Origin of the sequence: Micromonospora sp. WMMD754 (assembly GCF_049315235.1) — a bacterium.
Taxonomy (GTDB): domain Bacteria; phylum Actinomycetota; class Actinomycetes; order Mycobacteriales; family Micromonosporaceae; genus Micromonospora; species Micromonospora sediminicola.
This window is the reverse complement of record NZ_CP186058.1, coordinates 4,869,935-4,893,605: the sequence shown is the minus strand read 5'-3', so window position 1 is coordinate 4,893,605 and position 23,671 is coordinate 4,869,935. Positions and strand designations below refer to the sequence as shown.

24 protein-coding genes are annotated in these 23,671 nt (G+C 73.8%); 6 read left to right on the top strand and 18 right to left on the bottom strand.

The window, feature by feature from the left end; all coding sequences use genetic code 11:
• Positions 1 to 91: 91 nt before the first annotated feature.
• Both ACN27B_RS23675 and ACN27B_RS23670 read right to left on the bottom strand, forming a co-directional pair.
• A complete protein-coding gene (locus tag ACN27B_RS23675) occupies positions 92 to 979 on the bottom strand; it encodes an MHYT domain-containing protein (protein WP_099161201.1) in 888 nt (295 codons plus the stop codon).
• 166 nt (positions 980 to 1,145) lie between these two features.
• Entirely contained in the window at positions 1,146 to 3,938 is a 2,793-nt protein-coding gene (locus ACN27B_RS23670) for a DEAD/DEAH box helicase (protein WP_099161202.1), read from the bottom strand.
• An 86-nt stretch (positions 3,939 to 4,024) separates the two neighbouring features.
• Here ACN27B_RS23670 and ACN27B_RS23665 point away from each other — a divergent pair, with 86 nt between their 5' ends.
• The gene (locus tag ACN27B_RS23665) at positions 4,025 to 4,789 is read left to right on the top strand and encodes an HAD family hydrolase (protein ID WP_099164605.1); all 765 of its coding nucleotides are present in this window, start codon (positions 4,025 to 4,027) and stop codon (positions 4,787 to 4,789) included.
• Between the two features lie 27 nt (positions 4,790 to 4,816).
• A complete protein-coding gene (locus ACN27B_RS23660; RefSeq protein WP_099161203.1) occupies positions 4,817 to 5,752 on the top strand; it encodes an EamA family transporter in 936 nt (311 codons plus the stop codon).
• On the opposite strand, the gene ACN27B_RS23655 is transcribed toward ACN27B_RS23660, so the two are convergent.
• A complete protein-coding gene (locus ACN27B_RS23655; RefSeq protein ID WP_099161204.1) occupies positions 5,715 to 6,641 on the bottom strand; it encodes a diacylglycerol kinase family protein in 927 nt (308 codons plus the stop codon). The two genes, ACN27B_RS23660 and ACN27B_RS23655, sit on opposite strands and share 38 nt — an antisense overlap.
• An 84-nt stretch (positions 6,642 to 6,725) precedes the next feature.
• Here ACN27B_RS23655 and ACN27B_RS23650 point away from each other — a divergent pair, with 84 nt between their 5' ends.
• Positions 6,726 to 7,469, top strand: a complete 744-nt coding sequence (locus ACN27B_RS23650) for a hypothetical protein (protein WP_422741546.1) — start codon at positions 6,726 to 6,728, stop codon at positions 7,467 to 7,469.
• A gap of 47 nt (positions 7,470 to 7,516) precedes the next feature.
• On the opposite strand, the gene ACN27B_RS23645 is transcribed toward ACN27B_RS23650, so the two are convergent.
• From ACN27B_RS23645 to ACN27B_RS23635, 3 genes are all read right to left on the bottom strand, one after another.
• A complete protein-coding gene (locus ACN27B_RS23645) occupies positions 7,517 to 8,167 on the bottom strand; it encodes a fasciclin domain-containing protein (RefSeq protein ID WP_099161206.1) in 651 nt (216 codons plus the stop codon).
• A 90-nt stretch (positions 8,168 to 8,257) separates the two neighbouring features.
• Positions 8,258 to 9,301 carry a zinc-dependent alcohol dehydrogenase family protein gene (locus ACN27B_RS23640; RefSeq protein WP_098745029.1) on the bottom strand — a complete coding sequence of 348 codons (1,044 nt, stop codon included), beginning with the start codon at positions 9,299 to 9,301 and terminating at the stop codon, positions 8,258 to 8,260.
• Positions 9,302 to 9,407: 106 nt separating this feature from the next.
• Positions 9,408 to 10,109: a hypothetical protein gene (locus ACN27B_RS23635; protein ID WP_099161207.1), complete on the bottom strand. Its 702-nt coding sequence runs from the start codon at positions 10,107 to 10,109 to the stop codon at positions 9,408 to 9,410.
• 177 nt (positions 10,110 to 10,286) lie between these two features.
• Here ACN27B_RS23635 and ACN27B_RS23630 point away from each other — a divergent pair, with 177 nt between their 5' ends.
• Positions 10,287 to 11,171 carry an ABC transporter substrate-binding protein gene (locus ACN27B_RS23630; protein WP_422741545.1) on the top strand — a complete coding sequence of 295 codons (885 nt, stop codon included), beginning with the start codon at positions 10,287 to 10,289 and terminating at the stop codon, positions 11,169 to 11,171.
• A 455-nt stretch (positions 11,172 to 11,626) separates the two neighbouring features.
• Here the strand turns inward: ACN27B_RS23630 and tatC are convergent, their stop codons facing one another.
• The 5 genes from tatC to ACN27B_RS23605 form a co-directional block, all read right to left on the bottom strand.
• Positions 11,627 to 12,580, bottom strand: coding sequence for a twin-arginine translocase subunit TatC (gene tatC / locus ACN27B_RS23625; protein ID WP_422741544.1), 954 nt, complete (start codon positions 12,578 to 12,580; stop codon positions 11,627 to 11,629).
• A gap of 21 nt (positions 12,581 to 12,601) precedes the next feature.
• Positions 12,602 to 12,943, bottom strand: a complete 342-nt coding sequence (gene tatA, locus ACN27B_RS23620) for a Sec-independent protein translocase subunit TatA (RefSeq protein WP_091575150.1) — start codon at positions 12,941 to 12,943, stop codon at positions 12,602 to 12,604.
• 217 nt (positions 12,944 to 13,160) lie between these two features.
• Positions 13,161 to 13,403, bottom strand: a complete 243-nt coding sequence (locus tag ACN27B_RS23615; RefSeq protein ID WP_371682291.1) for a hypothetical protein — start codon at positions 13,401 to 13,403, stop codon at positions 13,161 to 13,163.
• Between the two features lie 16 nt (positions 13,404 to 13,419).
• Positions 13,420 to 14,445, bottom strand: coding sequence for a helix-turn-helix transcriptional regulator (locus ACN27B_RS23610; RefSeq protein WP_099161211.1), 1,026 nt, complete (start codon positions 14,443 to 14,445; stop codon positions 13,420 to 13,422).
• Positions 14,442 to 15,443: a helix-turn-helix transcriptional regulator gene (locus ACN27B_RS23605; protein WP_099161212.1), complete on the bottom strand. Its 1,002-nt coding sequence runs from the start codon at positions 15,441 to 15,443 to the stop codon at positions 14,442 to 14,444. The genes ACN27B_RS23610 and ACN27B_RS23605 overlap by 4 nt, the downstream gene beginning before the upstream one ends.
• Positions 15,444 to 15,558: 115 nt before the next feature.
• Between ACN27B_RS23605 and ACN27B_RS23600 the strand changes: the two genes are divergently transcribed.
• Both ACN27B_RS23600 and ACN27B_RS23595 read left to right on the top strand, forming a co-directional pair.
• On the top strand, positions 15,559 to 16,542 hold the full coding sequence (locus ACN27B_RS23600) for a cation diffusion facilitator family transporter (protein WP_099161213.1): 984 nt from the start codon (positions 15,559 to 15,561) through the stop codon (positions 16,540 to 16,542).
• Between the two features lie 43 nt (positions 16,543 to 16,585).
• Complete coding sequence (locus tag ACN27B_RS23595; RefSeq protein WP_422741543.1) at positions 16,586 to 17,671, top strand: DUF3866 family protein; 1,086 nt, start codon at positions 16,586 to 16,588, stop codon at positions 17,669 to 17,671.
• Positions 17,672 to 17,683: 12 nt separating this feature from the next.
• On the opposite strand, the gene ACN27B_RS23590 is transcribed toward ACN27B_RS23595, so the two are convergent.
• The 7 genes from ACN27B_RS23590 to dop all read right to left on the bottom strand — a co-directional run bounded on the left by ACN27B_RS23590 (position 17,684) and on the right by dop (position 23,634).
• Positions 17,684 to 17,914 carry a hypothetical protein gene (locus ACN27B_RS23590; protein WP_099161215.1) on the bottom strand — a complete coding sequence of 77 codons (231 nt, stop codon included), beginning with the start codon at positions 17,912 to 17,914 and terminating at the stop codon, positions 17,684 to 17,686.
• A gap of 62 nt (positions 17,915 to 17,976) precedes the next feature.
• Entirely contained in the window at positions 17,977 to 19,335 is a 1,359-nt protein-coding gene (pafA, locus tag ACN27B_RS23585; protein WP_091575167.1) for a Pup--protein ligase, read from the bottom strand.
• A 147-nt stretch (positions 19,336 to 19,482) separates the two neighbouring features.
• Positions 19,483 to 20,316: a proteasome subunit alpha gene (gene prcA / locus ACN27B_RS23580; protein ID WP_091575169.1), complete on the bottom strand. Its 834-nt coding sequence runs from the start codon at positions 20,314 to 20,316 to the stop codon at positions 19,483 to 19,485.
• Positions 20,317 to 20,370: 54 nt separating this feature from the next.
• Positions 20,371 to 21,210 (bottom strand): proteasome subunit beta, encoded by an 840-nt coding sequence (gene prcB, locus ACN27B_RS23575; protein ID WP_172967792.1) that lies wholly within the window; start codon positions 21,208 to 21,210, stop codon positions 20,371 to 20,373.
• The gene (locus ACN27B_RS23570; RefSeq protein WP_099164606.1) at positions 21,129 to 21,797 is read right to left on the bottom strand and encodes an endonuclease VII domain-containing protein; all 669 of its coding nucleotides are present in this window, start codon (positions 21,795 to 21,797) and stop codon (positions 21,129 to 21,131) included. The genes prcB and ACN27B_RS23570 overlap by 82 nt, the downstream gene beginning before the upstream one ends.
• Positions 21,798 to 21,802: 5 nt before the next feature.
• Positions 21,803 to 22,009, bottom strand: coding sequence for a ubiquitin-like protein Pup (locus ACN27B_RS23565; RefSeq protein WP_073836803.1), 207 nt, complete (start codon positions 22,007 to 22,009; stop codon positions 21,803 to 21,805).
• 107 nt (positions 22,010 to 22,116) lie between these two features.
• Positions 22,117 to 23,634 carry a depupylase/deamidase Dop gene (dop, locus tag ACN27B_RS23560; protein WP_091575175.1) on the bottom strand — a complete coding sequence of 506 codons (1,518 nt, stop codon included), beginning with the start codon at positions 23,632 to 23,634 and terminating at the stop codon, positions 22,117 to 22,119.
• Positions 23,635 to 23,671 lie beyond the last annotated feature (37 nt).

Here is a 23,671-nt window from a genome sequence, read left to right as displayed (position 1 = left end):
CGCGGCCACCAGACCCCGCCACCTCCCCGACCTGGTGTCGATCATGGCCCAGGATAAGGCCCGGGAAGTGTGACCGGTCGTGATCAGTTGATCACGAGCGGCGGTCGGTGCTCCGGCGCGACGGGAACGGGGCGCCGGGCTGGGCCAAAGTGGAGCGGCCGCGCAGGCCCACCGGGTCCGGCGCCGGTTCGGCCGGGGCCGCCGACGGCGCGCCGTCGAGCCGCGCGGCCACGTATGCGGCGCCGGCCCGGTCGTCGTCGGAGGGCGCCGCGAGCAGCGCGTAGACCAGCCCGACCACCCCGAAGACCACGGCAAGCACGATCGGCACCAGCAGGCCGCTCACCTCGGTGCCGGTGGCCGCGCCGCGCCCCTCGTGCAGGTGCACCGACAGCGCGCTCATGCCGGTGAAGTGCATGCCGTTGACCGCGATGCCCATGACCAGCGCGGAGGCGATGATGGCGAGCGCCCGCCGGACGGTCATCGCCAGCCACAGCGCCACGGTGGCGGCCACCAGCGCGATGACGACGGACAGCGCCACCCGCAGCGGGTCGTAGGCGAGCGAGCCGTCCAGCCGCATGGCGGCCATCCCGGTGTAGTGCATGGCGGCCACGCCGGCGCCGGTGAAGAACCCGCCGGCGAGCAGCCGCAGACCGGTGAGCCGGCCGGTGCCCACGATGGCCAGGCCGATGCCGACGGCGGCCACCGCGATGGCCGTGCTGGCGGCGGTCAGCGGCACGTCGTAGCGGATCCGGGTACCGCCGACGGCGAAGCCGAGCATCGCCATGAAGTGCATCGCCCAGATGGCCGTGCCGCCCAGGGCCCAGGCCGCGAGCAGGCCCCACCACGCCCGCTGGCCGGCGCCGGTGGCGGTCCGGATCCGGCCGGCGCAGACCAGGCCGAGCGCCGAGCCGAGCACGGACAGCGCGTAGCTGAGCGCGGGCGTGATCCACCCGTACTCAAAGTGATTGATCTCGCCCACGGCGACCTTCCCCCCGATCTGCTACCGACGCGTAACCAGCGCGCCTCGGACATGATCGGACAGGCGTTGACCAGGCATGACACCGACCCCCCGAATGTTCGGGGGGTGGTGTCACAGTGACGGAACGATGCGTCGATTTCCCGCCGACGGTGACCGAAAGTGATTGTCAGGCCGAGGCGTGGTAGGCCAGGACACCCCGGTTGACGGCCGCGATGGCCTGCCGCGCGGTGGCCCGCAGCTCCGTCGAGGCGCCACCCGAGTCGGCCAGCTGGCCGAGCAGGTCGACCACCTGCCGCGCCCACCGGACGAAGTCGCCGGCCGGCATCTCGCCGTCGACCTGGTGCCCGCTGGCGAGCACCTTGGCCAGCGCCTCCCCGCGCGCCCAGCGGTAGATCGGCCAGGCGAAGCCCAGATCCGGCTCCCGGGTGACGGTCAGCCCACGCGCCGCCTCGTCCGCCTCGATGTCGCTCCACAGCTTGAGCGTCTCGTCGACCGCGTCGGCGACCGCGTTGCGCGGCAGCGAGGCCCGCTCGTCGACGTCCCGCCGGGCCTCGAAGACCACCACCGACACGGCGGCGGCCAACTCGGCCGGGGAGAGCCCGTCCCACACCCGGCGTCGCAGGCACTCGGCGACCAGCAGGTCCGCCTCGGTCCAGATCCGCGCCAGCATCCGGCCGGCGTCGGTGACCTCGCCGTCGGCGGCGAGGTAGCCGCGCGCGGTCAGCAGCGCGACGATCCGGTCGAACGTGCGGGCCAGCGAGCCGGTCCGCCCGGACACCCGCTGGCGCAGCTCGTCGGTGTCGCGCTCCAGCCGGCGGCGGCGCTCCGCCCAGCGGGCGTGTTCCTCCCGGTCCGGGCAGGCGTGGCAGGGGTGGGTGCGCAGTTCGACCCGGAGCTGGCCGAGCTGATGGTCTTCCCCCACCGCCTGGCGGGATCGCCCGCCACGCCGGCCGGCGTGCCGGTCCAGCCCGGTGCCGCTGACCGCCGCGGCCAGGTCGCGCCGGGCGGCCGGGGAGCGGTGGTTGAAGTGCTTCGGCACCCGGATGCGGGTCAGCACCTCGGCCGGGGTGGTGAAGTCGCCGGGGCTGACCCGCCCGGCCCACCGGTCCTGGGTGAGCACCAGCGGGCGGGGCTCACCGAAGCCGCCGGTGGCCGGGTCGAGCACCACGGCCAGCCCGGCCCGGCGCCCGGACGGCACCCGGATCACGTCACCGACCCGCAGCCGCTCCAGCGAGGCCACGGCCGCCGCCTTGCGCTGGGTCTGCCCCTGCCGGGCGATGGCCCGCTCCCGGTCGGCGATCGCCACCCGCAGCGCGAAGTATTCGTCGAAGTCACCCTGGTGGCAGGCGGCGTCCGCGCCGTACGCCTCGATCGTCTCGGTGTTGCGCTGCACCTGCCGCGCCAGGCCGACCACCGACCGGTCCGCCTGGAACTGCGCGAACGAGGACTCCAGCAGCTCGCGGGCCGGCGCCGCGCCGACGCTGCCGACCAGGTTGACGGCCATGTTGTAGGACGGCCGGAAGCTGGAGCGCAGCGGGTAGGTGCGGGTGGACGCGAGCCCGGCCACGTGCCGGGGGTCGGTCTCCGGCGACCAGACCACCACCGCGTGCCCCTCGACGTCGATGCCCCGCCGACCGGCCCGGCCGGTGAGCTGGGTGTATTCGCCCGGGGTGAGGTCGACGTGGGCCTCGCCGTTGAACTTGACCAGCCGCTCCAGCACCACGCACCGGGCCGGCATGTTGATGCCCAGCGCGAGGGTCTCGGTGGCGAAGACCGCCTTGACCAGGCCGCGGACGAACAGCTCCTCGACGACCTCCTTGAACGCCGGGAGCATGCCGGCGTGGTGGGCGGCCAGGCCGCGCTCCAACCCGTCGAGCCACTCCCAGTAGCCCAGCACGGACAGGTCCTCGCCGGGGATGGCGGTGACCCGCGACTCCACCACCCGGCGGATCTCCGCGCGCTCCTCCGGCGAGGTCAGCCGCAGCCCGGCGGCGAGGCACTGCTGCACGGCGGCGTCGCAGCCGGCCCGGCTGAAGATGAACAGGATCGCCGGCAGCAGCCCCTCCCGGTCGAGCCGGTCGACGATGTCCGGGCGCATCGGGCCGCGCCAGCGCGGGCCACGCCGGCCGCCGCCCGGGCCGGCGCTGCGGCCCTCGCCCAGCTCCAGCCGGCGCATCGTGTCGCGGGTGTAGCGCAGCAGCTCGGGGTGGACGTCGTGCTTGCGGGCCGCGTCCGCGTCGTGGAACAGGTCGAACATCCGCTTGCCGACGAGCATGTGCTGCCACAGCGGCACCGGGCGGTGCTCGGAGACCACCACGGCGGTCTCGCCGCGCACGGTGACCAGCCAGTCGGCGAACTCCTCGGCGTTGGAGACGGTCGCCGACAGCGAGACCAGCGTGACCGACTCCGGCAGGTGGATGATCACCTCTTCCCAGACCCCGCCGCGGAACCGGTCGGCGAGGTAGTGGACCTCGTCCATCACCACGTAGGCCAGGCCGTCGAGCGTGGCCGAGCCGGCGTAGAGCATGTTGCGCAGCACCTCGGTGGTCATCACCACCACTGGCGCGTCGCCGTTGATCGCGTTGTCACCGGTGAGCAGGCCGACGTGCTCGGCGCCGTAGCGGTCGACCAGGTCGTGGTACTTCTGGTTGGACAGGGCCTTGATCGGGGTGGTGTAGAAGCACTTGCGCCGGGTGGCCGGCGCGTCGCCGCCCGCCGGCGCGCCGGGCGCGCCGCGCAGCGCCAGGTGCACCGCGAACTCCCCGACCACGGTCTTGCCCGCGCCGGTCGGCGCGCAGACCAGCACCCCGCTGCCCCGTTCCAGGGCCTCGCACGCCTCACGCTGGAAGTCGTCGAGATCGAACCCGAGGTCACGGGCGAATTCGTCCAGGGCCGGGAAGGCGGAGGCCTGCGCGGCCCGGCGGCGCGCCGCGGCGTACCGCTCGGCGGGGCTCGACATGAACCCAAGATTAATCGGTGCCGCCGACGACCACCGGTCAAGGCCGTCCGGCAGGACGGTCGGGGCGGGTCGGTAGGGTGCACGACGTGCCGGACCGTACCGAACTGCCCCACGCCTCGAGCGGCGCCGACGACGCCGTCCGCCCGAGCCCGTCCCGCCGGCCCGTGGAGGCGGTGCTCTTCGACTTCCACGGCACCCTCGCCCAGGTGGAGGAGCCGCTGGCCTGGGTACGGGCCGCCGCGACCGCCTGCGGGGTCGAGCTGGACCGGATCCGGGCCACCTCGCTGGCCGACCGCCTGCTCACCGCCGGCCGCGCGGGCGGGCCGTTGCCGGCCCGGGTGCCGCCCCGGCTGGCCGAGCTGTGGGCCGACCGCGACCTCTACCCGCACGCCCACCGGGGCGCCTACACCGGGCTGGCCGAGACCGTCGACACCGGCATCGACGGGTTCGCCGACGCGCTCTACGAGCGGGTGCTCGTGCCCGAGGGCTGGGTGCCCTACCCGGACACCGGGCCGGTGCTCGGCGCGCTGCGGGCCGCCGGGGTGAAGGTGGCGGTGGTCAGCAACATCGGCTTCGACCTGCGCCCGCTCTTCGCCGCCTGGGACCTCGACGCCCTGGTCGACGCGTACGCGCTGTCGTACGAGGTGGGGCGCTGCAAGCCCGACCCGGGCATCTTCCTGCGCGCCTGCGGGATGCTCGGCGTCGACCCGGAACACACGCTGATGGTGGGTGACACGCCGGCCGACGCGGGCGCGGTGGCGGCCGGGTGCGGTGTGCTGGTGCTGCCGTGCGCCGACGCCGGCCGGCCGAACGGGTTGGGCGCGGTGCTCGACCTGGCCGGGGTCGGCTGACCGGGCGCCCCGGTTAGGGTCAGGGGCGTGACCGCCGACCGCCCCGTACCGTCGCGCGCGCCGGGCCGGCTCGGCGGAGTCGCGCTGGTGCTCGGCGGGGCGCTGTCCGTGCAGTTCGGCTCCGCGGTGGCCGCGCTGCTGTTCCCCCGTACCGGGGTGGCCGGTGCGGTCACGCTGCGGCTGACCCTCGGCGCGCTGCTGATGCTGGTGGTGTGCCGGCCCCGGCTCCGCGGGCACGGGCGCGGCGACTGGGCGGCGGTGATCGCGTTCGGCCTGGCGTTGGCCGGCATGAACTCGATCTTCTACCAGGCGATCGGGCGGATCCCGCTCGGTCCGGCCGTCACGCTGGAGGTGCTCGGCCCCCTGGCGCTGTCGGTGGTCGGCACGCGCCGGCTCGCCGCCTGGTGCTGGGCCGGGCTGGCGCTGGCCGGGGTGGCCCTGCTCGGGCAGGGCGGCTTCGACCGGCTGGACCCGCTCGGCGTTGCGCTGGCGCTGCTGGCGGGCACGATGTGGGCCGCGTACATCGTCTGCTCGGCCCGGGTCGGCGCGCGGTTCCCCCGGGCCGACGGGCTGGCCCTGGCCCTCGCGGTGGCCGCGCTGGTCACCCTGCCGATCGGGCTGGCCGACGCGGGCGGCCGGCTGTTCCACCCGGCGGTGCTGGGGCTCGGCGCCGGGCTGGCGCTGCTCGCCTCCGTGCTGCCGTACAGCCTGGAGCTGGCGGCGTTGCGGCGGCTGCCCACGGCGACGTTCGCGGTGCTGATGAGCCTCGGGCCGGCGATCGCTGCGCTGGCCGGGTGGCTGGTGCTCGGTCAGGCGCTGCACCCGGTCGAGGTGGTCGCCATCGGGCTGGTGGTCGCGGCGAGCGCCGGCGCGGTCCGGGCCGCCACGCCCCCGCCACCGCCACCGGTCACCCCGGCGCCGGCGGTCAGCGGAGCAGCCGCAGCGCCGACGGCACGGCGCTGACCGTCACCGGCAGGTCGAACGACCGTTCCCCGTCGACGTAGGTGGTGATGCCCTCGGCGGCCAGCTCCACGGTCCGCGCCCGGTACGCGCGCACCAGCGGGTGCGTCACGTGGGTGCCCTGGTAGATCCGCGGCTTCACCCGCATCAGGGTGCGCCGGTCGAAGCGCCCGCCCACCACCACGTCCAGCAGCCCGTCGGTCGGGTCGGCGTCCGGGCAGATCCGCATCCCGCCGCCGTAGCTGGCCGCGTTGCCGACCGCGACCAGCACCGCGTCCACCTCCTGCGGCACCCCGTCGAGGGTGAGCCGGTAGCGGCGCGGGCGCAGCCGGGCCAGCTCCACCAGGATCGCCAGGTCGTAGCGGCGGGGCCCGCGCGGCCAGCGCATCCGGTTGGCCCGCTCGTTGACGATCGCGTCGAAGCCGGCCGCGAGCACCGCGCCGTACCAGCGGTCGTCGCCGCCGGGGCGGGACAGCCGGGCCAGGTCGACCGGGCGGGACCGGCCGGCGGCCAGCGCGGCGGCGATCGTCTCGACCGCCGCGAGCGGGTCGGCCGGGAAGCCGGTCTCCACCGCGAAGTCGTTGCCGGTGCCCGCCGGGACCGGCCCGAACGGCACGGCCGTGCCGGCGACCGCCTGCACCGCGCGGTGCACCGTGCCGTCGCCGCCCACCGCCACCAGCGCCCCGGCGCCGCCGGCCACCGCGGCGTGGCACGCCGCCTCCGCCTCCACCGGGGTACGGGCGGTCAGCAGCTCCACCGGGCGGCCGGAGCCACCGAGGCGCTCCAGGATCCGGGGCAGCAGGCCCCGGTGCCGTCCCCGGCCGGCGGTCGGGTTGGCGAGCACGGCGACGGGGCCGGGCGGGACATGATCGTGCGCGGTCACGGCGAGCACCGTACGGCACGAGCCGCGCCCCTCACCAGGGGCGACGTCGCCACGGGGCCACGGTGCCGGCGGCGGTGCGCAATACTGCCCGCCATGCGACCACGCACGTTGATCGCCGTCCTCGCCCCGGTGGCGTTCGCCCCGCTCCTGCTGGCCGGCGGGCTCTGGTGGGCGCAGCGCCCGGTCGAGCCGGCCTGGCATGACAACGCCGTCGCCGACGCCACCGACGTCGTCGACCGGGTCGAGGCGAGGTTCGCCCGCGACCACCTCTACACGGCCGCGGAGTTCGTGCACGCCGCCGGGCAGGAACCGGCGGTCACCGTGCTGCAGGTGCGCGGCGAGACGCACTGGCAGACCGGGGTGACGCTGGTGCTGCGGGTGACCGGGCACGGCGCGGGGGTCAACGGGCGGGGCGAGACGGTCGAGGGCACCGAGACGGTCTGCTTCCGCCTGCGTCTGGGTCCCGAGCGGGACGACCGCGACGACGACATCGACTGCCCGGCCGGCAATCCGGTGCCCGTCCCGCAGGACCCGTCGCTGGACGGCGTCGACGACCGTCTCCGCCGGGCGCTCGGCAAGGCCGGCGGAGACGAGGCGGCGGTGCGCGCCGCCGTGGCCGGCCTGAAGCTCGACCCGGCCGTCCGGCAGGAGATCGCCGTCCGGGGAGGCACGGTCGGTGTCGCGTTGCGCGCGAGCCGGTACGACTGCCTGCTGGCCCGCGTCGACGCGACGGGCGCGCAGACCTGGCGGCCGTCGCACACCCAACTCGCCCCCGGCGAGTTGAGCTGCTCCGCCGGGCTGGCCCTGAGCAGTCAATTCGGCCGCCGCGAACGCTGACGGCGCCCGGCACGGGAAGGTGCCGGGCGCCGTCGGGGGCCGGTGCGTCAGGGCAGGTCGATCGGGCGCAGCACCCGGTCGACCGCGTGCGCGATCTGCTTGTTGCCCTTGTTGATGTCGTAGCGCACCACCCGCGCGTCGCGGTCGCTGGTGTCGGCGTCGACCAGGCGGACCTGCCGGCCGTACCAGCAGTGCTTCACGTCGACCTCGACGGAGGCGCCGAGCGCGGTCGCCAGCTCCGCGCCGTCGGCCTTCAGCGCCGCCTTCCGGTCGATCGTCGCGCCCGGCACCACGTGGTAGAGCAGCACGTCCTCCACGGTGTCCACGCCCAGGCCGGCGACCGCGTCGAAGGCCGCCTTCTCACCCGGCAGCTTCTTCGCGGCGGTGATGTCGCGGACCAGCTCGCGGAAGGCGTAGTCGTTCGGCACGAACGCGGTCAGCGCGACCGTGCCGTCGGTGAGCACCTTCACCGGCGAGTCCGGCTTGGCCTGCAGCACCGTCAGGACCGCCTTGGTGAGCACGTCGAAGTCCCGCGAGTTGCGGTCGAAGCCGCTCTTGTCGGCGGTGAGCACGGCGGCCAGCGACCGCGTGCCCGGCTGCTTCGCGCCGGCCTGGGCGGGAGCGGCGACGGCGGTGGTGGCCACCGCCGCGGCCGTGGCGCCGACGGCCAGGCGGGCGGCGAGACGAGCGATGTTCATCGGGGAGCCTTTCGTCGAGGCGACCGGGTCCGTGACTGTCGTCACGACCCTTGCTTCGCCCCGACCGTCCCCGGTGGATGCACCCGAACCTCAGAACGTGACGCGGACCTTCAGCGCGGTCCGCTCGTCCATCGCCCGGTAGCCCTCCGGCACGCCGGAAAGCGGCACCGAGCGGTCGAACACCGGCGCCGGGTCGATCACGCCGGCCAGCACGTCGGCCAGCAGTTCCGGCAGGTACGCCCGGGCCGGCGCCACCCCGCCGGCGAGCGTCACGTTGCGGTTGAACATCTGTCGGACGTCCACCCCGGCGCTGCCGCCGTGCGGCACCCCGACGTAGCCGACCGCGCCGCCGTCACGGGCGATCGAGATCGCGGTACGCATCGACTCCTCCGTGCCCACCGCCTCCAGCACCGCGTGCGCGCCGTGACCGCCGGTCAGCTCGCGGACCGCCTCGACCGCCGCCTCACCGCGCTGCGCCACCACGTCGGTGGCGCCGAACCGCCGGGCGATGTCGGTGCGGGCCGGGTGCCGGCCCAACGCGACGATCCGCTCCGCGCCGAGCCGCCGCGCGGCCAGCACCCCGCACAGGCCGACCGCGCCGTCACCGACCACGGCCACCGTCGCGCCCGGACGCACCCGGGCCGCCAGCGCGGCGTGGTGACCGGTGGCCATCACGTCCGACAGGGCCAGCAGCGCGGTCAGCAATCGGTCGTCGCCGGCCGCCTCGGCGGGCAGCCGCACCAGGGTGCCGTCGGCGTACGGGACGCGAACCGCCTCGCCCTGCCCGCCGTCGGAGCCCGGCGTCCCCCAGAACCCGCCCCGCGGGCAGGACGTGTGCAGCCCCTCCCGGCAGAACTCGCACGTGCCGTCGGACCAGACGAACGGCGCGACCACCAGGTCACCGACCCGCACCGAGGTGACGTCCGCGCCGACCTCCTCGACCACGCCGAGGAACTCGTGCCCGATCCGCTGCCCCGGCGTCCGCCGCACCACCCCCCGGTACGCCCACAGGTCACTGCCGCAGATGCACGCGAGCACGGTACGCACCACGGCGTCGCCGGGTTCCCGGACGGCGGCGTCCGGCACCTCCTCGACGCGGACGTCGTTCGGGCCGTGGATGACGGTGGCGCGCATCGGTGGTTCCTCCGGGCGGTGCGGGCGGGTGGCTTCGCGCGAACACTAGACCGCGCGTCGCCCGCCCCCGCCCCACCGCCCGGAACCGGTGGTGGCGCTCACCCGATCAGCGGACCAGCAGCCGCTTGCTCAGCGAGGCGACCCCGTCGCCCTTGACCTTGAGCGTCCAGTTCCCGGCCGCGCCCAGCGTCACCACCGTCTCGGCGGTGCCGTTCGGCTCCGCCTTCAGCTCGGCGACTCGCTTGCCGTCCGGGTTGAGCAGGTAGAGCGTCCGCGCGCCGGCCGTCTTGTTGGCCACCTTCAGCGCGAGCTTCTCGCCCGGCTCGGCGATCAGCCCGTCGTCGACGCCGCTGAGCGTGTCACCGGACAGCTCGATGGTGAGCGCCCGATCGTACGCGGTCTCGGCCGCGGCGCTGGCCACCGTGCCGTCGTCGGAGACGGTGATCCGGGTCCGCACCCCGTCGCCCTGCCGGCCCGGCTTGCAGGCCACCTCGTACGAGCCGGTCTCCAGCTGGGCCCGCAGGTCACCCGTGCGACCCGCCGGCACGTCGGCCACCTCGGCGACCACCTTGGTGAAGCCCGCACCCTCCCGGCCGTAGAGGTAGACCCCGGTGGCCTGCTGCCCCCGGTTGGTCACGGTGAAGGTGACCGTGCCCGGCGTGAACAGCGTGGTGGTGACCTCGCAGCTGGTGTCGGTGGCGGTCACCGGGACCTGCTCGCCCTTCGGCGCGGGCTCGTCGTCACCGCAGGCGGTGAGCGCGGTGGCGGCGCAGAGGGTGACAAGGACGGCGGCGGTACGGCTCTTCATCGGGCTCTCCGGAGCGGAGGTCAGCGTGCTGACCGGGGGTGGGGCGCCGACGCCACCCCGGGACACCGCCCCGGGGGACTCGGCGGAGTCAGCAGAGTCTAAGCGGGCGCGGCGTCCCGGCAAGGCCCGAGGGCAGCCGAATGTCCGCCTCCACGCCGAGCGGGCATGATGGGCGGCATGCGGCTGGTCTCCCTGCTCCCCTCCGCCACCGAGATCGTGTACGCCCTGGGCCTCGGCGACGACCTGGTCGGGGTCACGTTCGAGTGCGAGGTGCCCCCGGCGTACCGGGCCGGCGTCACCGTGGTCGTGGGCGGCCGGGACACCCGGGGCATGAGCCCCGGTGCGATCGACGCGTACGTCAAGGAGCAGCTCGCGGCCGGCGCCGACCTCTACACGCTGCACGCCGGCGCGCTGGCCGAACTGGACCCGGAGCTGATCCTCACCCAGGACCTGTGCCGCGTCTGCGCGCTTCCGTCCGGCACGGTCGCCGACGCCGTCGAGCATCTCGGCTGTGAGGCCGACGTGCTGTCGCTCGACCCGTACACCCTGGACGACGTGCTGGACTCGATCCGCGCGGTGGGTACGGCCGCCCGGGTGCCCGACCGCGCGGAGGCCCTGGTGGACGGGCTGCGCGCCCGGCTGGCGGCGATCCGCGCGGCGGTGGCCGGCCGACCCCGTCGGCGGGTCGCCGTCGTCGAGTGGGTGGACCCACCGTTCGGCGCCGGCCACTGGATCCCGGACCTGGTCGACGTCGCCGGCGGCGAGCCGGTGGCCACCCACCCCGGGGCCCGGTCCGCGCCGACCACGTGGGCCGACCTGCGGGCGGCCCGCCCCGAGGTGGTGCTCGTCGCGCCGTGCGGTTTCCACCTCGACGGGGCGGCCGACCAGGCGGCCTCGGTCGCCGGGCACTTCCCGGACGCGGAGGTGTGGGCGTTGGACGCGGACGGGCTGATCGTGCGGGCCGGCCCGCGGCTCGTCGACGGCGCGGAGACGATCGCCGCGATCCTGCACCCCGACGCCGTCCCCGCCGCCCGACCCGACGCGGCCCGCCGCATCGCCTGACCGCCCACCCCGCCTCGCTCCGTCGACCGAGCCCCGCCCCAGCCTGCCCAGCCCGGTTCGGCTCGGCTCGGTTCGGTTCGGTTCGGTTCGGAGTGATGATCAGCACCAGGTCCCCGAAGTGGTGGCATCACCGCGCCCCTAATGCCGCCACTTCGCCGATCTGGCTCCGCCCCCGGCCCAGCCAGTCCCCTGTCACGAACTCGCATCCCTCCCGCCCGCCGTCACCGACCCGGCAACCGCACATCGGCCCGCCGACGCGTTGACCTGGGGGTTGCGGCAGGGAGCAACGTGCACCTACGAGATCCTTCGAGGCGCCACAGGTCCACGATCGGCTGCACGAGGGCTGATCGATGCCGGGAGGGGGCACCGTGAGGCGCCTGCTCGCGGACCGGGATGCGCGAACGCCGTCCCCGTTGCCGGGGACGGCGTTCGTGATGCGGCGCGACGGGGACCGGTCAGGTCATGTCGTCGTAGCGGCGTTCGATCGGCGCCGGCGCGGCGACCGGCTCGGGCGCCGCGATCGGGTCGGACGCCTCGATCCGGGCACCGGTCGGTACCGGCTCGCTCGACAGGTCCAGCGGCGAGACCTCGTCGTCGGCGATGCCCGCGTAGACCTCCTGCCCACGCCCGCGCCGCCGGTCGTTGAGGAACGCCACCCCGACCGCGGCGAAGTAGAGCGCGGAGAGGCAGAGGGCCAGCGCGGTCATGCCGAACGGGTCGGGCGTCGGCGTGACCACCGCGGAGAACGCGAAGAACACGAAGATCGCCACCCGCCACCAGCTCAGCAGCCGCTTGGCGCTGGCCAGGCCGACGAAGTTGAGCATCAACACGATCAGCGGGAACTCGAACGCGACGCCGAACAGCAGGACCAGGTTCGTGACGAACGAGATGTAGCGGGTCACCTCGAGGGTCGTCGAGATGTCGTCGCCGGAGACGTTGAGCAGGAACTCCAGGCCCTTGGTGGTGACGAAGAACGCCAGCACCGCACCGGCGGCGAACAGCGGCGCCGCCAGCGCGGTGAAGACGTACGCGTAGCGCCGCTCGTGCCGGTGCAGGCCGGGCGCGATGAACGCCCAGAGCTGGTAGAGCCAGACCGGCGCGGCGATGATCAGGCCGACCCACAGGCCGATCTTGAGGTTGAGCAGGAAGACGTCGGCGACGCCGAGCTGCACGAACAGGCACTTACCGGTTTCCGGATCGATCGCCTGCGGCAGGTCGCAGTAGGGCTTCGACAGCAACAACCGGACCGGCGTGGCCAGCCAGATGCCGAAGCCGAAGCCGACCAGGATCGCGAGCGACGCCCGGAACAGCCGGTTACGCAACTCCCGGATGTGCTCCATGAGGGTCATGGAGCCGTCGGCGGCGCGTTCGAACGTGCTCGGGCCGCGCTTCCTCAACGCGAAGGCCACGGTGGTGGGGGCCCTTCCGGATCAGTTCTCGCGGACGCGCTGCACCGGGTCGACCGGCGGGGCGACCGGCTGCTGCGGCTGCGGGGCGTAGCCCGGCTGCGGCTGCGGCGCGTAGCCCGGCTGGGGCGCGTACTGCTGCTGGCCCTGGATCGGCTGCTGCGGCGGGAGCGGCTGGTAGCCGTTCTGCGCGTCGGCCTTCTCGGCCAGGTCGCGGTCGTCGTCGTGCAGGCTCTTCGTCTCGGCCTTGATGATCCGCAGCGAACGGCCCAGCGAGCGGGCCGCGTCGGGGAGCCGCTTCGCGCCGAACAGCAGGATCAGCACGACCACGAGTACGGCGATGTGCCACGGCTTGAGGGCACCCATGGGAAGCTCCAGTCGCTCTGTGTCGGTGAGGGTGGGGTCGCCGCCCATCGTACGTGCGTCGCAGCGGCTTGCCACCCCCGGCGGGCCTGCTGGTGCGGGCCGGCCGGTGAAGTCTCGACCAACCCGAGTTGTCCCGTCAACCACCCACGGGGGCGCATTCGTGCACGCAACCGCCCCGGATCGCGCAGCTATCGCTCACCGGACCGACCGGCGTCGATCACTCGCCGCGTCTGGCCTTGATCAACGCGATCCGGTCCTGCGCCACGGCCGCCCGCTCCTGCAACGACTCGGCGCGCGCCTGCAACTCCTCGGCGGCGGACCGCAGCGACTCCGCCTCGGCCTGCCGGCTCTGCAACGCCAGCGCCGAACGGCGCAACCGGGGCAGCCGCGCCACCACCGGACGGACCGCCAAGGCCAGCACGACCAGCGCGAACACCACGACCCCGAGCACGATCCACATCACCACGGCGGTCAGCCTAGCGGGTGACGCCGGTGGCCGCCGGGTCGGCGCTGCCGGCCGGGGTGGCGCTGCCGGCCGGGCTGGCGTACGCGTCGAGCGCGGCGACGGCCTGGGCGCGAACCTGCTCGGCCAGCTCGGCCGGGGCCACCACGGTCACCTCCGGACCCAGGCCGAGGACGAACCGGCGGGCCCAGCCCAGGTCGGTGACGCGCAGCGACACCAGCCACTGCTCGCCGTCGGCCTCGACCCGCTCGCACGGATAGTATTCGGTGATCCACCGCTCGCCCCGGCCGATGCGCAGCGTGATCAGCGGCAGGTCGGCCGAGGGCCGGAACACGCCGTCGCTGAGGTCGTGCGGGCGGGCCTGCGGCGGCACCACGGCCTGCTCCGGCAGCTCGGTGACCGCGTCGATCCGGTCGGCCCGGAACAACCGGACCGCCTCGGCCCGGCGGCACCACGCCTCCACGTACGCCCGGCCGCCGACCATCAGCATCCGCAGCGGGTCGATCGTGCGCTCGGTGGTCTCGTCCCGGGCCGGCGTGTAGTAGGTGATCCGCAACGCCCGGCCCCGCTCGACGGCGGCGCGCAGCTCGCGCACCCGGGCGGTGTCGCCGGGCAGGCGGACCTCGACCGGCGCGCCGGCCAGGTCGCCAGCGGCGCTCTCGATCTTGGCCAGGGCCCGCTCCACCGCCTCCCGGTTGGCCACCCCCGGCGTCTCGGCGAGCATCCGCAACGCCACCACCAGGGCCAACGCCTCGTCCGGGGTCAGGCGCAGCGGGCGGTCGATGCCGGCGTCGTAGGTGATCGTCACCCGGTCGCCGTCGAACGCCATGTCGATCAGGTCACCGGGGCCGTAACCGGGCAGCCCACACACCCAGAGCAGCTCCAGGTCCTCGCGGAGCTGCCGCTCGGTCACGCCGAGGTCGTGCGCCGCCTCGGCGATCTCGATGCCGGGGCGGGCCAGCAGGTAGGGCACCAGGTTGAGCAGCCGGGCCAGCCGGTCGGCCGACGCGCGGCCGGCGCGGGCCGCGGGGCGGGTCACCGGGCACCTCCCCCGGCCACCGCCAGCTCGTCGTGCCGGGCGGCGACCTCCTTCAGCCGCTGGATGACCGCCTCGCGCACCTCCGGCGGTTCGAGGACCCGCACGTCCGGGCCGTAGCCGACGATCTGGCCGGCCAGGAAGTCGGCGTCGGCGTACGGCAGGACCAGCCGGTCACCGTCCGGGCCGGCCTCGCTCTCCACCGCCCAGCGGCGCAGCCCGGCGGCACGGCCCGGCGCGGCGAGCACTGTCGCCCGGCCGGTGCGTTCCACCGGCCCGGACCAGCGGGCCACGTGACTGATCAGGTCCACCCCGGCGGGCGGCTCGTAGGCGCCGGCGTCACCGGTCGCGCGGACCGTGCCGACCACCCGGGACAGCCGGAAGCAGCGGGTCGCCGCACGGTCGAGGTCGTGGCCGACCACATACCACCGGCCGCGCCAGCAGACCACGCCCCACGGCTGCACCCGGCGGCGGGTCGGCGCGTCCCGGTCGGGCACCCGGTAGTCGAAGCTGACCTCGCGCCGGTCCCGCGCGGCGGCGGTCAGCGGCGCGAACGCCGGGTCGACCGTCACCATCGGCTCCAGGCCCAGCGTGGCCTGCGGGTCCACGTCGATGCCGGCGGCCCGCAGCTTCGCCAGGCCGGACGACGCGGCGGCGGCCAGGCCGGCGTGCTGCCACAGCCGGGCGGCGATCCCCACCGCGGCGGCCTCGTCCGGTTCGAGCGGGATGTCGGGCAACGCGTATTCCCGGTGGGCGATCCGGTAGCCCGGCTCGGCGTCGAAGACGCTGGCCGTGCCCGTCTCCAGCGGCACCCCCAGCTCCCGCAGCTCGGCCTTGTCCCGCTCGAACTTGCGCTGGAACGCCTCGTGGTCCTTGGCGTCCTCCGGGTCGTGCTCGTAGCCGGGCACGGTCGCGGCGATCTGGGCGGCGGTCAGGAAACGCCGCGTGGACAGCAGGCAGATCACCAGGTTGACCAGGCGTTCGGTACGGGTCCGGGACACGTGCAAACGCTAGCAGCCCGCGCGTCCGACGCGGGCACCCGCGCGGGCGCGGCGCGGGCATCGACCCGTTCGTCTCCGCCCGGCGGCCGGACGGGGCCGGCCCTAGGGTGATCGCATGGCGGATGCGGAAGTCAAGTCCGAGAGCGTCGGCACCGTCGTGGTGGCCGGCGCGGCGAACCTCGCCATCGCGGTCGCCAAGCTGGTCGCGGGCCTGATCTCCGGTTCCGCCGCGATGCTCTCCGAGGCCGCCCACTCGGTGGCCGACACCACCACCGAGGTGCTGCTCTACCTGGCGCTGCGGCGGGGCGCGCGGCCCGCCGACACCCGGCACCCCTTCGGGTACGGCAAGGAGAGCTACGTCTGGGCGTTCCTCGCCGCGCTGTTCACCTTCGTCGCCGGCGCCGGCTTCGCCATCACCCACGGCGTCACCACGATCCTCGTGCACGAGCACACCGGCGACTACCTGATCTCGTACGTGGTGCTGGCGGTGTCGTTCGCCATCGAGTCGGTGTCGCTGGCCCGGGCGGTACGGCAGGTACGCCGGGAGTCCCGCCGCTGGCGCGCCACCCCCCGCCGCTACCTGCGGCTGACCGCCGACACCACGGTCAAGGCGGTCTTCCTGGAGGACACCGCCGCCCTGATCGGCCTGCTCATCGCCGCCGCCGGGCTCACCCTGTCCCACCTCACCGGCGACGAGCTCTACGACGGGATCGCCTCCATCCTCATCGGCGCGCTGCTGCTGGTGGTCGCCGGCATCCTGGCCCGCAGCAACATCTCGCTGCTGGTCGGCCGCGCCGTCTCCGAACGGGTGCACCGGCAGATCGAACGGGAGCTGGCGGAGGTGCCGACGGTGGACCGCGTCGACACCCTGATGACCATGTTCCTCGGCCCGGAGGACATCCTCGTCGCCGCCAAGGTCGACTTTCGCGACGACGCCACCGGCGCCGACATCGAGGCCGCCTCCGACGAGGCCGAACGCCGGCTCACCGACCGGTTCCCGGAGATCGCGTACGTCTTCCTCGACCCCACCCGCTCCCGCGGGCCCGGCGGGCGCGCCCGGACCACGCAGGAGGAGCCCCCGCCCGGCCGGGACGGCTGACCCGGCCTCGGGCCGCCCCGACGCCGGCCGATAGCGTGCCGGCATGGTGCGATGGCGGTCCGGCACGGTCACGACGGTACGGCGGCGGTGGGCCGGCGCCGTCGAACTCGACGTCGACCTGCCCGACGGCGCCCGGATGCGCGCGCTGGCCTACCCGGCCCTGGTCGGCGACCCGCAGCCCGGCGACCGGGTGCTGCTCAACGCCGGCGCGCTGCTGATGGGCCTCGGCACCGGTGGCTACGCCCTGGTCGTCGCGCTGCCCGACCGGCTTCCCGCCGACCCGCCGCAGGCCGGCGACAGCCGCGACGCCGGGCACCTGGTCAAGGCCCGCTACACGCCGCTGCAACCGATCCTGCTCGGCGTCGACGAGGAAGCCAGCCCGCACCACGACCGGCTGGCCGCCGCCGAGTCCGTCGACGGGATGCCGGTGGTCACCGCCGACCTGCACTCCGCGCTGCCGGCGATCCTCGCCGGCATGCACGCCGACGCCCCCCGCGCCCGGGTCGCCTACCTGCTCACCGACGGCGGCGCGCTGCCGGCCTGGTTCTCCCGCACGCTGGCCGGCCTCGCCGACCGTCTCGTCGGCACGGTCAGCGTGGGGCAGGCGTTCGGCGGTGACCTGGAGGCCAGCACGCTGCACAGCGGCCTGCTCGCCGCCCGGCACGTGCTCGACGCCGACGTGGCGATCGTCGCGCAGGGGCCGGGCAACCTCGGCACCGGCACCCGCTGGGGCTTCTCCGGCGTGGCCGTCGGCGAGGCCGTCAACGCCGTCGCCACGCTGGGCGGCCGCGCGGTCGGCTCGCTGCGGATCTCCGCGGCCGACCCCCGCCCCCGACACCGGGGCGTCTCGCACCACAGCCTCACCGCGTACGGCCGGGGGGCGCTCGCCCCCGCGGAACTGGTCGTGCCCGACGGCCTCGACCCCGACCTGGCCGCCGACGTGACCGCGGCGCTCGCGCCCCTGACCGACCGGCACCGGATCGTCACCGTGCCCGTCGACGGCCTCGACGCCGCGCTGCGGGCCAGCCCGGTCGGACTGTCGACGATGGGCCGCGGGCTCGACGCCGACCACGCCTACTTCCTGGCCGCGGCCGCCGCCGGCCGGTACGCCGCCGGACTGCTGGGCTGAGCGGGAACGTCCTCAGCCCAGGAAGAAGATCAGGCCCAGCCAGACGCCCACGATCAGCGCCAGCGCCACCGCCAGCACCCACGTCGGCACGGTGTACTCCCCGCGCCGGTTGCGTTCGATCTCGGCGCGGATCTTCTCCCGCCGCCGGTCGATCCAGTTGAGCTTCTCGGTGCCGCCGTCCCGCTCGCGGCCGGAGGTCCGGCCGGGCTCGCGGCCGTGAGGTTGCGGTTCGGAAGTGTCCATGGCGACGCCAGCGTACCGGTGCGACGGCGGCCGGCGCCCACAGGCACCGGCCGCCGCCGGCCTCACATGCTCGCGATCAGCCGCTCCACCCGCTCGTCGTACGCCCGGAACGGGTCCTTGCACAGCACCGTGCGTTGCGCCTGGTCGTTCAGCTTCAGGTGCACCCAGTCCACCGTGAAGTCACGCCGCTTCTCCTGCGCATGCCGGATGAACTCGCCGCGCAGCCGCGCCCGGGTGGTCTGCGGCGGCGTCTCCTTCGCCTCGAAGATCTCCGGGTCGGTGGCCACCCGGTCCACCTCGCCCCGACGCTCCAGCAACCCGTAGAGGCCCCGCCCGCGCCGCAGGTCGTGGTAGGCCAGGTCCATCTGCGCCACCCGCGGGTGCGACAGCGGCAGGTCGTGCTTGCGCTGGTAACGCTCGATCAGCTTGAGCTTGGTGATCCAGTCGATCTCCCGGGCCACCGGGTCCAGGTCGCCGGTCTCCACCGCCCGCAACACCCGCGCCCACAGGTCCACCACCCGCTTGGCGGTCTGGTCGCCGCCCCGGCGTTCCACGAACTCGGTCGCCTTGGCCAGGTATTCCTGCTGGATCTCCAGCGCCGACACCTCCTTGCCGGAGGACAGGCGCACCTTGCGCCGGCCGGTGATGTCGTGCGACACCTCGCGGATGGCCCGGATCGGGTTCTCCAACGTCAGGTCCCGCATCACCACGCCGGCCTCGATCATCCGCAGCACGATGTCGGCCGTGCCGACCTTCAGCAACGTGGTGACCTCGTTCATGTTCGAGTCACCGACGATCACGTGCAGCCGGCGGTAGCGCTCCGCGTCCGCGTGCGGCTCGTCCCGGGTGTTGATGATCGGCCGGCTCCGGGTGGTCGCCGAGGAGACACCCTCCCAGATGTGCTCGGCCCGCTGGGACAGGCAGTAGACCGCGCCACGCGGCGTCTGCAACACCTTGCCCGCGCCGCAGATCAACTGCCGGGTGACCAGGAACGGGATCAGCACGTCGGCCAGCCGGCCGAACTCGCCGTGCCGGGACACCAGGTAGTTCTCGTGGCAGCCGTACGAGTTGCCGGCCGAGTCGGTGTTGTTCTTGAACAGGTAGATCTCGCCCGCGATGCCCTCGTCGTGCAGCCGCTTCTCCGCGTCGACGAGCAGGCCCTCCAGGATCCGCTCACCGGCCCGGTCGTGGGCCACCAGGTCGGTCACCGAGTCGCACTCGGGCGTCGCATATTCCGGGTGCGAGCCCACGTCCAGATAGAGGCGGGCGCCGTTGCGCAGGAACACGTTGCTCGACCGGCCCCACGACACCACCCGCCGGAACAGGTACCGCGCGACCTCGTCGGGGGAAAGCCGGCGTTGCCCGCGATAGGTGCAGGTGACGCCGTACTCGGTTTCGAGGCCGAAGATTCGCCGCTCCATGATGAGACATTAGCCGCCCGGAGCCCCCGATGGGCAGCGCCGACGCTCACCGCTTGCGATCTCCCCCACGCAGATCGGTGAGGTGGCGGCATCCGTACGCGCAAGACCCCGCCACCTCGGCGAGGTGGCGGGGTCCGCAAGCAGACGTCACTCGGCGGGCCGGTCCTCCGCGTTGCCCTCCAGATCGGCCGAACCCGCCGACGTGGTCGGCTTCTTCGCCTCCTCCGTCGGCACCGTCGGGGTCTTCGCCCGGCCCGGCGCCGGCGCGGTGTCCGCAGCCGCGTCACCCTCCAGCAACCCGGTCAGCGCCGCCCCGGTGACCCGGCGGAACGTCCGCCCGACCCGGCCCCGGTCCAGGACCGCCACCTCCAGCTGGTTCGCGGCGATCGTCCGGGCCGCCCCGCCCTCACCACCGACGCTGCTGAGCGCCTTCATCGCGGCGCGCACCGCCTCGGACAGCGACATCTCCGGCCGGTGCTCGTTCTTCAGCACCCCGGCGATCGCCTCGGACTGGCCACCCATCGCCATCCGGCCCGGCTCGTCGTTCACCGAACCGTCGTAGGTCACCCGGTAGAGGGAGTCGTCGTCCGGCGTGGCGCCCACCTCGGCCACGCAGATCTCCACCTCGAACGGCTTCGACTGCTCGGTGAAGATCGCACCCAGCGTCTGCGCGTACGCGTTGGCCAACGCCAGGCCGGTCACGTCCCGCCGGTCGTAGCTCAGTCCGTTGAGGTCGGCCATCCGCACACCCGCGCGCCGCAGGTTCTCGAACTCGTTGTACCGGCCCACGGCGGCGAAGCCGATCCGGTCGTAGATCTCACTGACCTTGTGCAGCGTGCTGGACAGGTTCTCGGCGACGAAGAGCACCCCACCGGCGTAGCTCAGGACCACCGCGCTGCGGCCCCGGGCGATGCCCTTGCGGGCCAGCTCGGAACGGTCGCGCATGATCTGCTCGGGCGAGGCGTAGAACTGCATGGCCACGGCGGCGGTTCTCCTTCTTGCGGGACTGCTGACTCGATGGACGTGGGAGCGGCGTCAGCCGCCGGGGTTCTCCATCCGGCCGGACACCACGCCCTCGGCGATCGTCGCCGTCTCGGCGTCGGTGAGCCGGTGGGTGCCGTCGGCCGTCGCGGTCATCACGACCGGGTAGATCCGCCGGGTCAGGTCGGGACCGCCGGTGGCGGTGTCGTCGTCCGCCGCGTCGTAGAGCGCCTCGACGGCCAACCGGGTCGCGTCGTCGATCGACAGGCCCGCCCGGAAGCGCTTCTTCAGCGCGGACTTGGCGAACAGCGAGCCGGAGCCGATCGCGTCGTAGCCGGTCTCCTCGTAGGGGCCGCCGGTCACGTCGAAGCTGAAGATCCGGCCGGCCCGCGCCGGGTCGCTCGCGGCCAGGTCGAAGCCGGCGAAGAGCGGCACCACGGCCAGGCCCTGCATCGCCGCGCCCAGGTTGCCGCGGATCATCGAGGCCAACCGGTTGGCCTTGCCGTCGAGCGAGAGCATCGCGCCCTCGATCTTCTCGTAGTGCTCCAGCTCCACCTGGAACAGTCGCATCAGCTCGATGCCGATGCCGGCGGTGCCGGCGATGCCGACCAGCGAGTACGCGTCGGCCGGGTGCACCTTCTCGATGTCGCGCTGGGCGATCAGGTTGCCCATCGTGGCGCGCCGGTCGCCGGCCATGACCACACCACCGGCGGCCGCGATGGCCACGATGGTGGTCGCGTGCGGCGCCATGTCGGCGGCCATGCCGGGCGGCAACGGCCGACGACCGGGCAGCATCTCCGGGGCGACCTTGCTCAGGAACGTTGTGAAGGAGGACGTCCCCGCGTTGGTGAACACATCTGGAAGACGCCCGGATGGATCAAAACCCGCTGCCACGTGGTTCCTCTCAGGTATGTGATCGCCCCGGCCAGGTTGTCGAGGTCGTCCTTGAACTGGCCGAGACCGCCGTTGCAGTTGAAGCAGAGTATCCCGCGCACCCATCCGGTGCGATGATCGTGGTCCAGATGTTCCGGATCGGGGCGGCGGCAGATCGCGCACACGCCGCCCTGCTCCGCCAGGAGCTCCTGGAACTCCTTCTCCCCGACCCCGTAACGACGGCGCAGGTGGTACTCGCGGTTGCCGCCGTAGAGCCGCTGCTTGCTCTCGTTACCGCGGGCGATGTGGCACGGCTTGCAGTAGGTGTGCCGGCCGCTGGCGTTGGTCGTTCGGGGAAAATCGTCGACGGGCTTGATCTGCTCGCAGTCGGGGCACCACTTGAGGCCGTCCGCGACCGGCCCAGCCGCTTTCCGCTGCGGCGCGATCCCCCGCTTTCTTCGGCTCGCCTCAGAGCGAGCGGCGGCACACGTCTTGCAGTAGAACGCCAGCCCGTCCGGGCGCCGCCGGTTACGGTGAAACGCCGACGCCGGCAGCGAGCGGCCGCACTGGGGGCAGAGCTTGTCCGAAGCCTCGGGCAAATCGGACATAAGCCTCATTGACCCCCTTTCTGCACATATCCCCTCACGAACTCTTCTGCGTTCTCCTCCAGGACGGAGTCGATCTCGTCGAGCAGGTCGTCCACGTCCTCGGTGATCTCGGCGTGCCGCTCGGCCACCTCGGGGTTGGCCTGCGCGGTGACCTCCTCGACCTCCTCGTGGGACTTGCCGGACTGGGTCTGACCACCCTCTTGCGTCGCCATGGTGGTGCCTCCTCCACGATCGCCTGCGATCAACTTACCTCGCCCGGACGACGAAAAGCCCGTCGCGCGCCGGGTTCCGGCGCACGACGGGCTTTCCGGCATCCGGGTCACCCGCCGGTGAGCATCTCCAGCAGGTCCTTGGCGCTCTCGCAGCGGTCGAAGAGCTGCCCGACGTGCGCGCGGGTGCCCCGTTCGGGCTCCATCATCGGCACCCGGACCAGCGACTCGCGGCCCACGTCGAAGATGACCGAGTCCCAGCTCGCGGCCACCACCTCGGAGGCGTACTGGGCCAGGCAGCGACCCCGGAAGTAGGCCCGCGTGTCCTCCGGCGGCTCGGTCATCGCGGTGCGGGTCTGCTCGTCGGTCAGCAGCGTCTTCATCGAGCCGCGCTGGACCAGGCGGTGGTAGAGCCCCTTCTCCGGGCGCACGTCGGAATACTGCAGGTCGACCAGTTGCAGCTTGTGCGAGCCCCAGGCGAGCTTCTCCCGCTCCCGGTAGCCCTCCAGCACGCGCAGCTTGGCCACCCAGTCCAGCTCGTCGGCGCACTCGAACGCGTCGCGGCCGAGCCGGTCCAGCACGCTCTCCCAGCGGTCGAGCACGTCGGCCGTCTGCGCGTCGACGTCCTGGCCGTACCGGTCGTCCACGAAGGAACGGACCCGCTCCAGGTAGGCCCACTGCACGTCCAGCGCGGTGAGCCGGCGCCCGTCCCGCAGCCGCATCAGGTGCTTCAGCGACGGGTCGTGGCTGACCGCGCGCAGCTCCCCGACCGGGTCGGCGATGCCCAGGTCCGCGCCGAGCGCCTTCTCCTCGATCATGGCGAGGATCAGCGACGTGGTGCCGACCTTCAGGAACGTGGAGATCTCGGAGAGGTTGGCGTCGCCGATGATGACGTGCAGCCGGCGGTATTTGTCGGCGTCGGCGTGCGGCTCGTCGCGGGTGTTGATGATCGGCCGCTTGAGGGTGGTCTCCAGCCCGACCTCGACCTCGAAGAAGTCGGCGCGCTGGGAGATCTGGAAGCCGCTCTGGCCGCCGTCCTGGCCGATGCCGACGCGGCCCGCGCCGCAGACGATCTGCCGGGTGACGAAGAACGGCGTCAGGTACGCCACGATGTCGGCGAACGGCGTCTGCCGACGCATCAGGTAGTTCTCGTGCGCGCCGTAGCTGGCGCCCTTGTTGTCGGTGTTGTTCTTGTACAGGTGGATGGGGTGGGTGCCCGGGATGGTGGCCGCCCGGCGGGCCGCCTCGGCCATCACCCGCTCCCCCGCCTTGTCCCACCGCACCACGTCGAGGGGGGTGGTCACCTCGGGGGTGGAGTATTCCGGGTGGGCGTGGTCGACGTAGAGCCGCGCTCCGTTGGTGAGTATGACGTTGGCCAGTCCGAGGTCCTCGTCGGCGAGCGCCTCGGCCGGGTCGTAGGCCGCCCCGGAGTAGGTGAAGCCGCGGGCGTCGCGCAGCGGCGACTCCTCCTCGTAGTCCCAGCGGGCCCGCCCGCCCCGGTTGAGTTCCGGTCGGGCCCCGTACGCGTTGACCACCTGCGAGGAGGTGACCATCGGGTTGGCTCCGGCCTGGCCGGGCACGGAGATGCCGTACTCGACCTCGGTGCCCATGATCCGTCTGACGCTCATCGACCTGCCCGCTCCGCTCGCCGTCCCGGTCCCCGTC

Bases quoted from the DNA above. Each gene is read 5' to 3' on its own strand.
- ACN27B_RS23670 (WP_099161202.1), bottom strand. From the start codon at position 3,938: ATGTCGAGCCCCGCCGAGCGGTACGCCGCGGCGCGCCGCCGGGCCGCG.
- ACN27B_RS23650 (WP_422741546.1), top strand. From the start codon at position 6,726: ATGCGACCACGCACGTTGATCGCCGTCCTCGCCCCGGTGGCGTTCGCC.
- ACN27B_RS23645 (WP_099161206.1), bottom strand. From the start codon at position 8,167: ATGAACATCGCTCGTCTCGCCGCCCGCCTGGCCGTCGGCGCCACGGCC.
- ACN27B_RS23640 (WP_098745029.1), bottom strand. From the start codon at position 9,301: ATGCGCGCCACCGTCATCCACGGCCCGAACGACGTCCGCGTCGAGGAG.
- ACN27B_RS23635 (WP_099161207.1), bottom strand. From the start codon at position 10,109: ATGAAGAGCCGTACCGCCGCCGTCCTTGTCACCCTCTGCGCCGCCACC.
- ACN27B_RS23630 (WP_422741545.1), top strand. From the start codon at position 10,287: ATGCGGCTGGTCTCCCTGCTCCCCTCCGCCACCGAGATCGTGTACGCC.
- tatA (WP_091575150.1), bottom strand. From the start codon at position 12,943: ATGGGTGCCCTCAAGCCGTGGCACATCGCCGTACTCGTGGTCGTGCTG.
- ACN27B_RS23615 (WP_371682291.1), bottom strand. From the start codon at position 13,403: ATGTGGATCGTGCTCGGGGTCGTGGTGTTCGCGCTGGTCGTGCTGGCC.
- ACN27B_RS23600 (WP_099161213.1), top strand. From the start codon at position 15,559: ATGGCGGATGCGGAAGTCAAGTCCGAGAGCGTCGGCACCGTCGTGGTG.
- ACN27B_RS23595 (WP_422741543.1), top strand. From the start codon at position 16,586: ATGGTGCGATGGCGGTCCGGCACGGTCACGACGGTACGGCGGCGGTGG.
- ACN27B_RS23590 (WP_099161215.1), bottom strand. From the start codon at position 17,914: ATGGACACTTCCGAACCGCAACCTCACGGCCGCGAGCCCGGCCGGACC.
- pafA (WP_091575167.1), bottom strand. From the start codon at position 19,335: ATGGAGCGGCGAATCTTCGGCCTCGAAACCGAGTACGGCGTCACCTGC.
- ACN27B_RS23570 (WP_099164606.1), bottom strand. From the start codon at position 21,797: ATGTCCGATTTGCCCGAGGCTTCGGACAAGCTCTGCCCCCAGTGCGGC.
- ACN27B_RS23565 (WP_073836803.1), bottom strand. From the start codon at position 22,009: ATGGCGACGCAAGAGGGTGGTCAGACCCAGTCCGGCAAGTCCCACGAG.
- dop (WP_091575175.1), bottom strand. From the start codon at position 23,634: ATGAGCGTCAGACGGATCATGGGCACCGAGGTCGAGTACGGCATCTCC.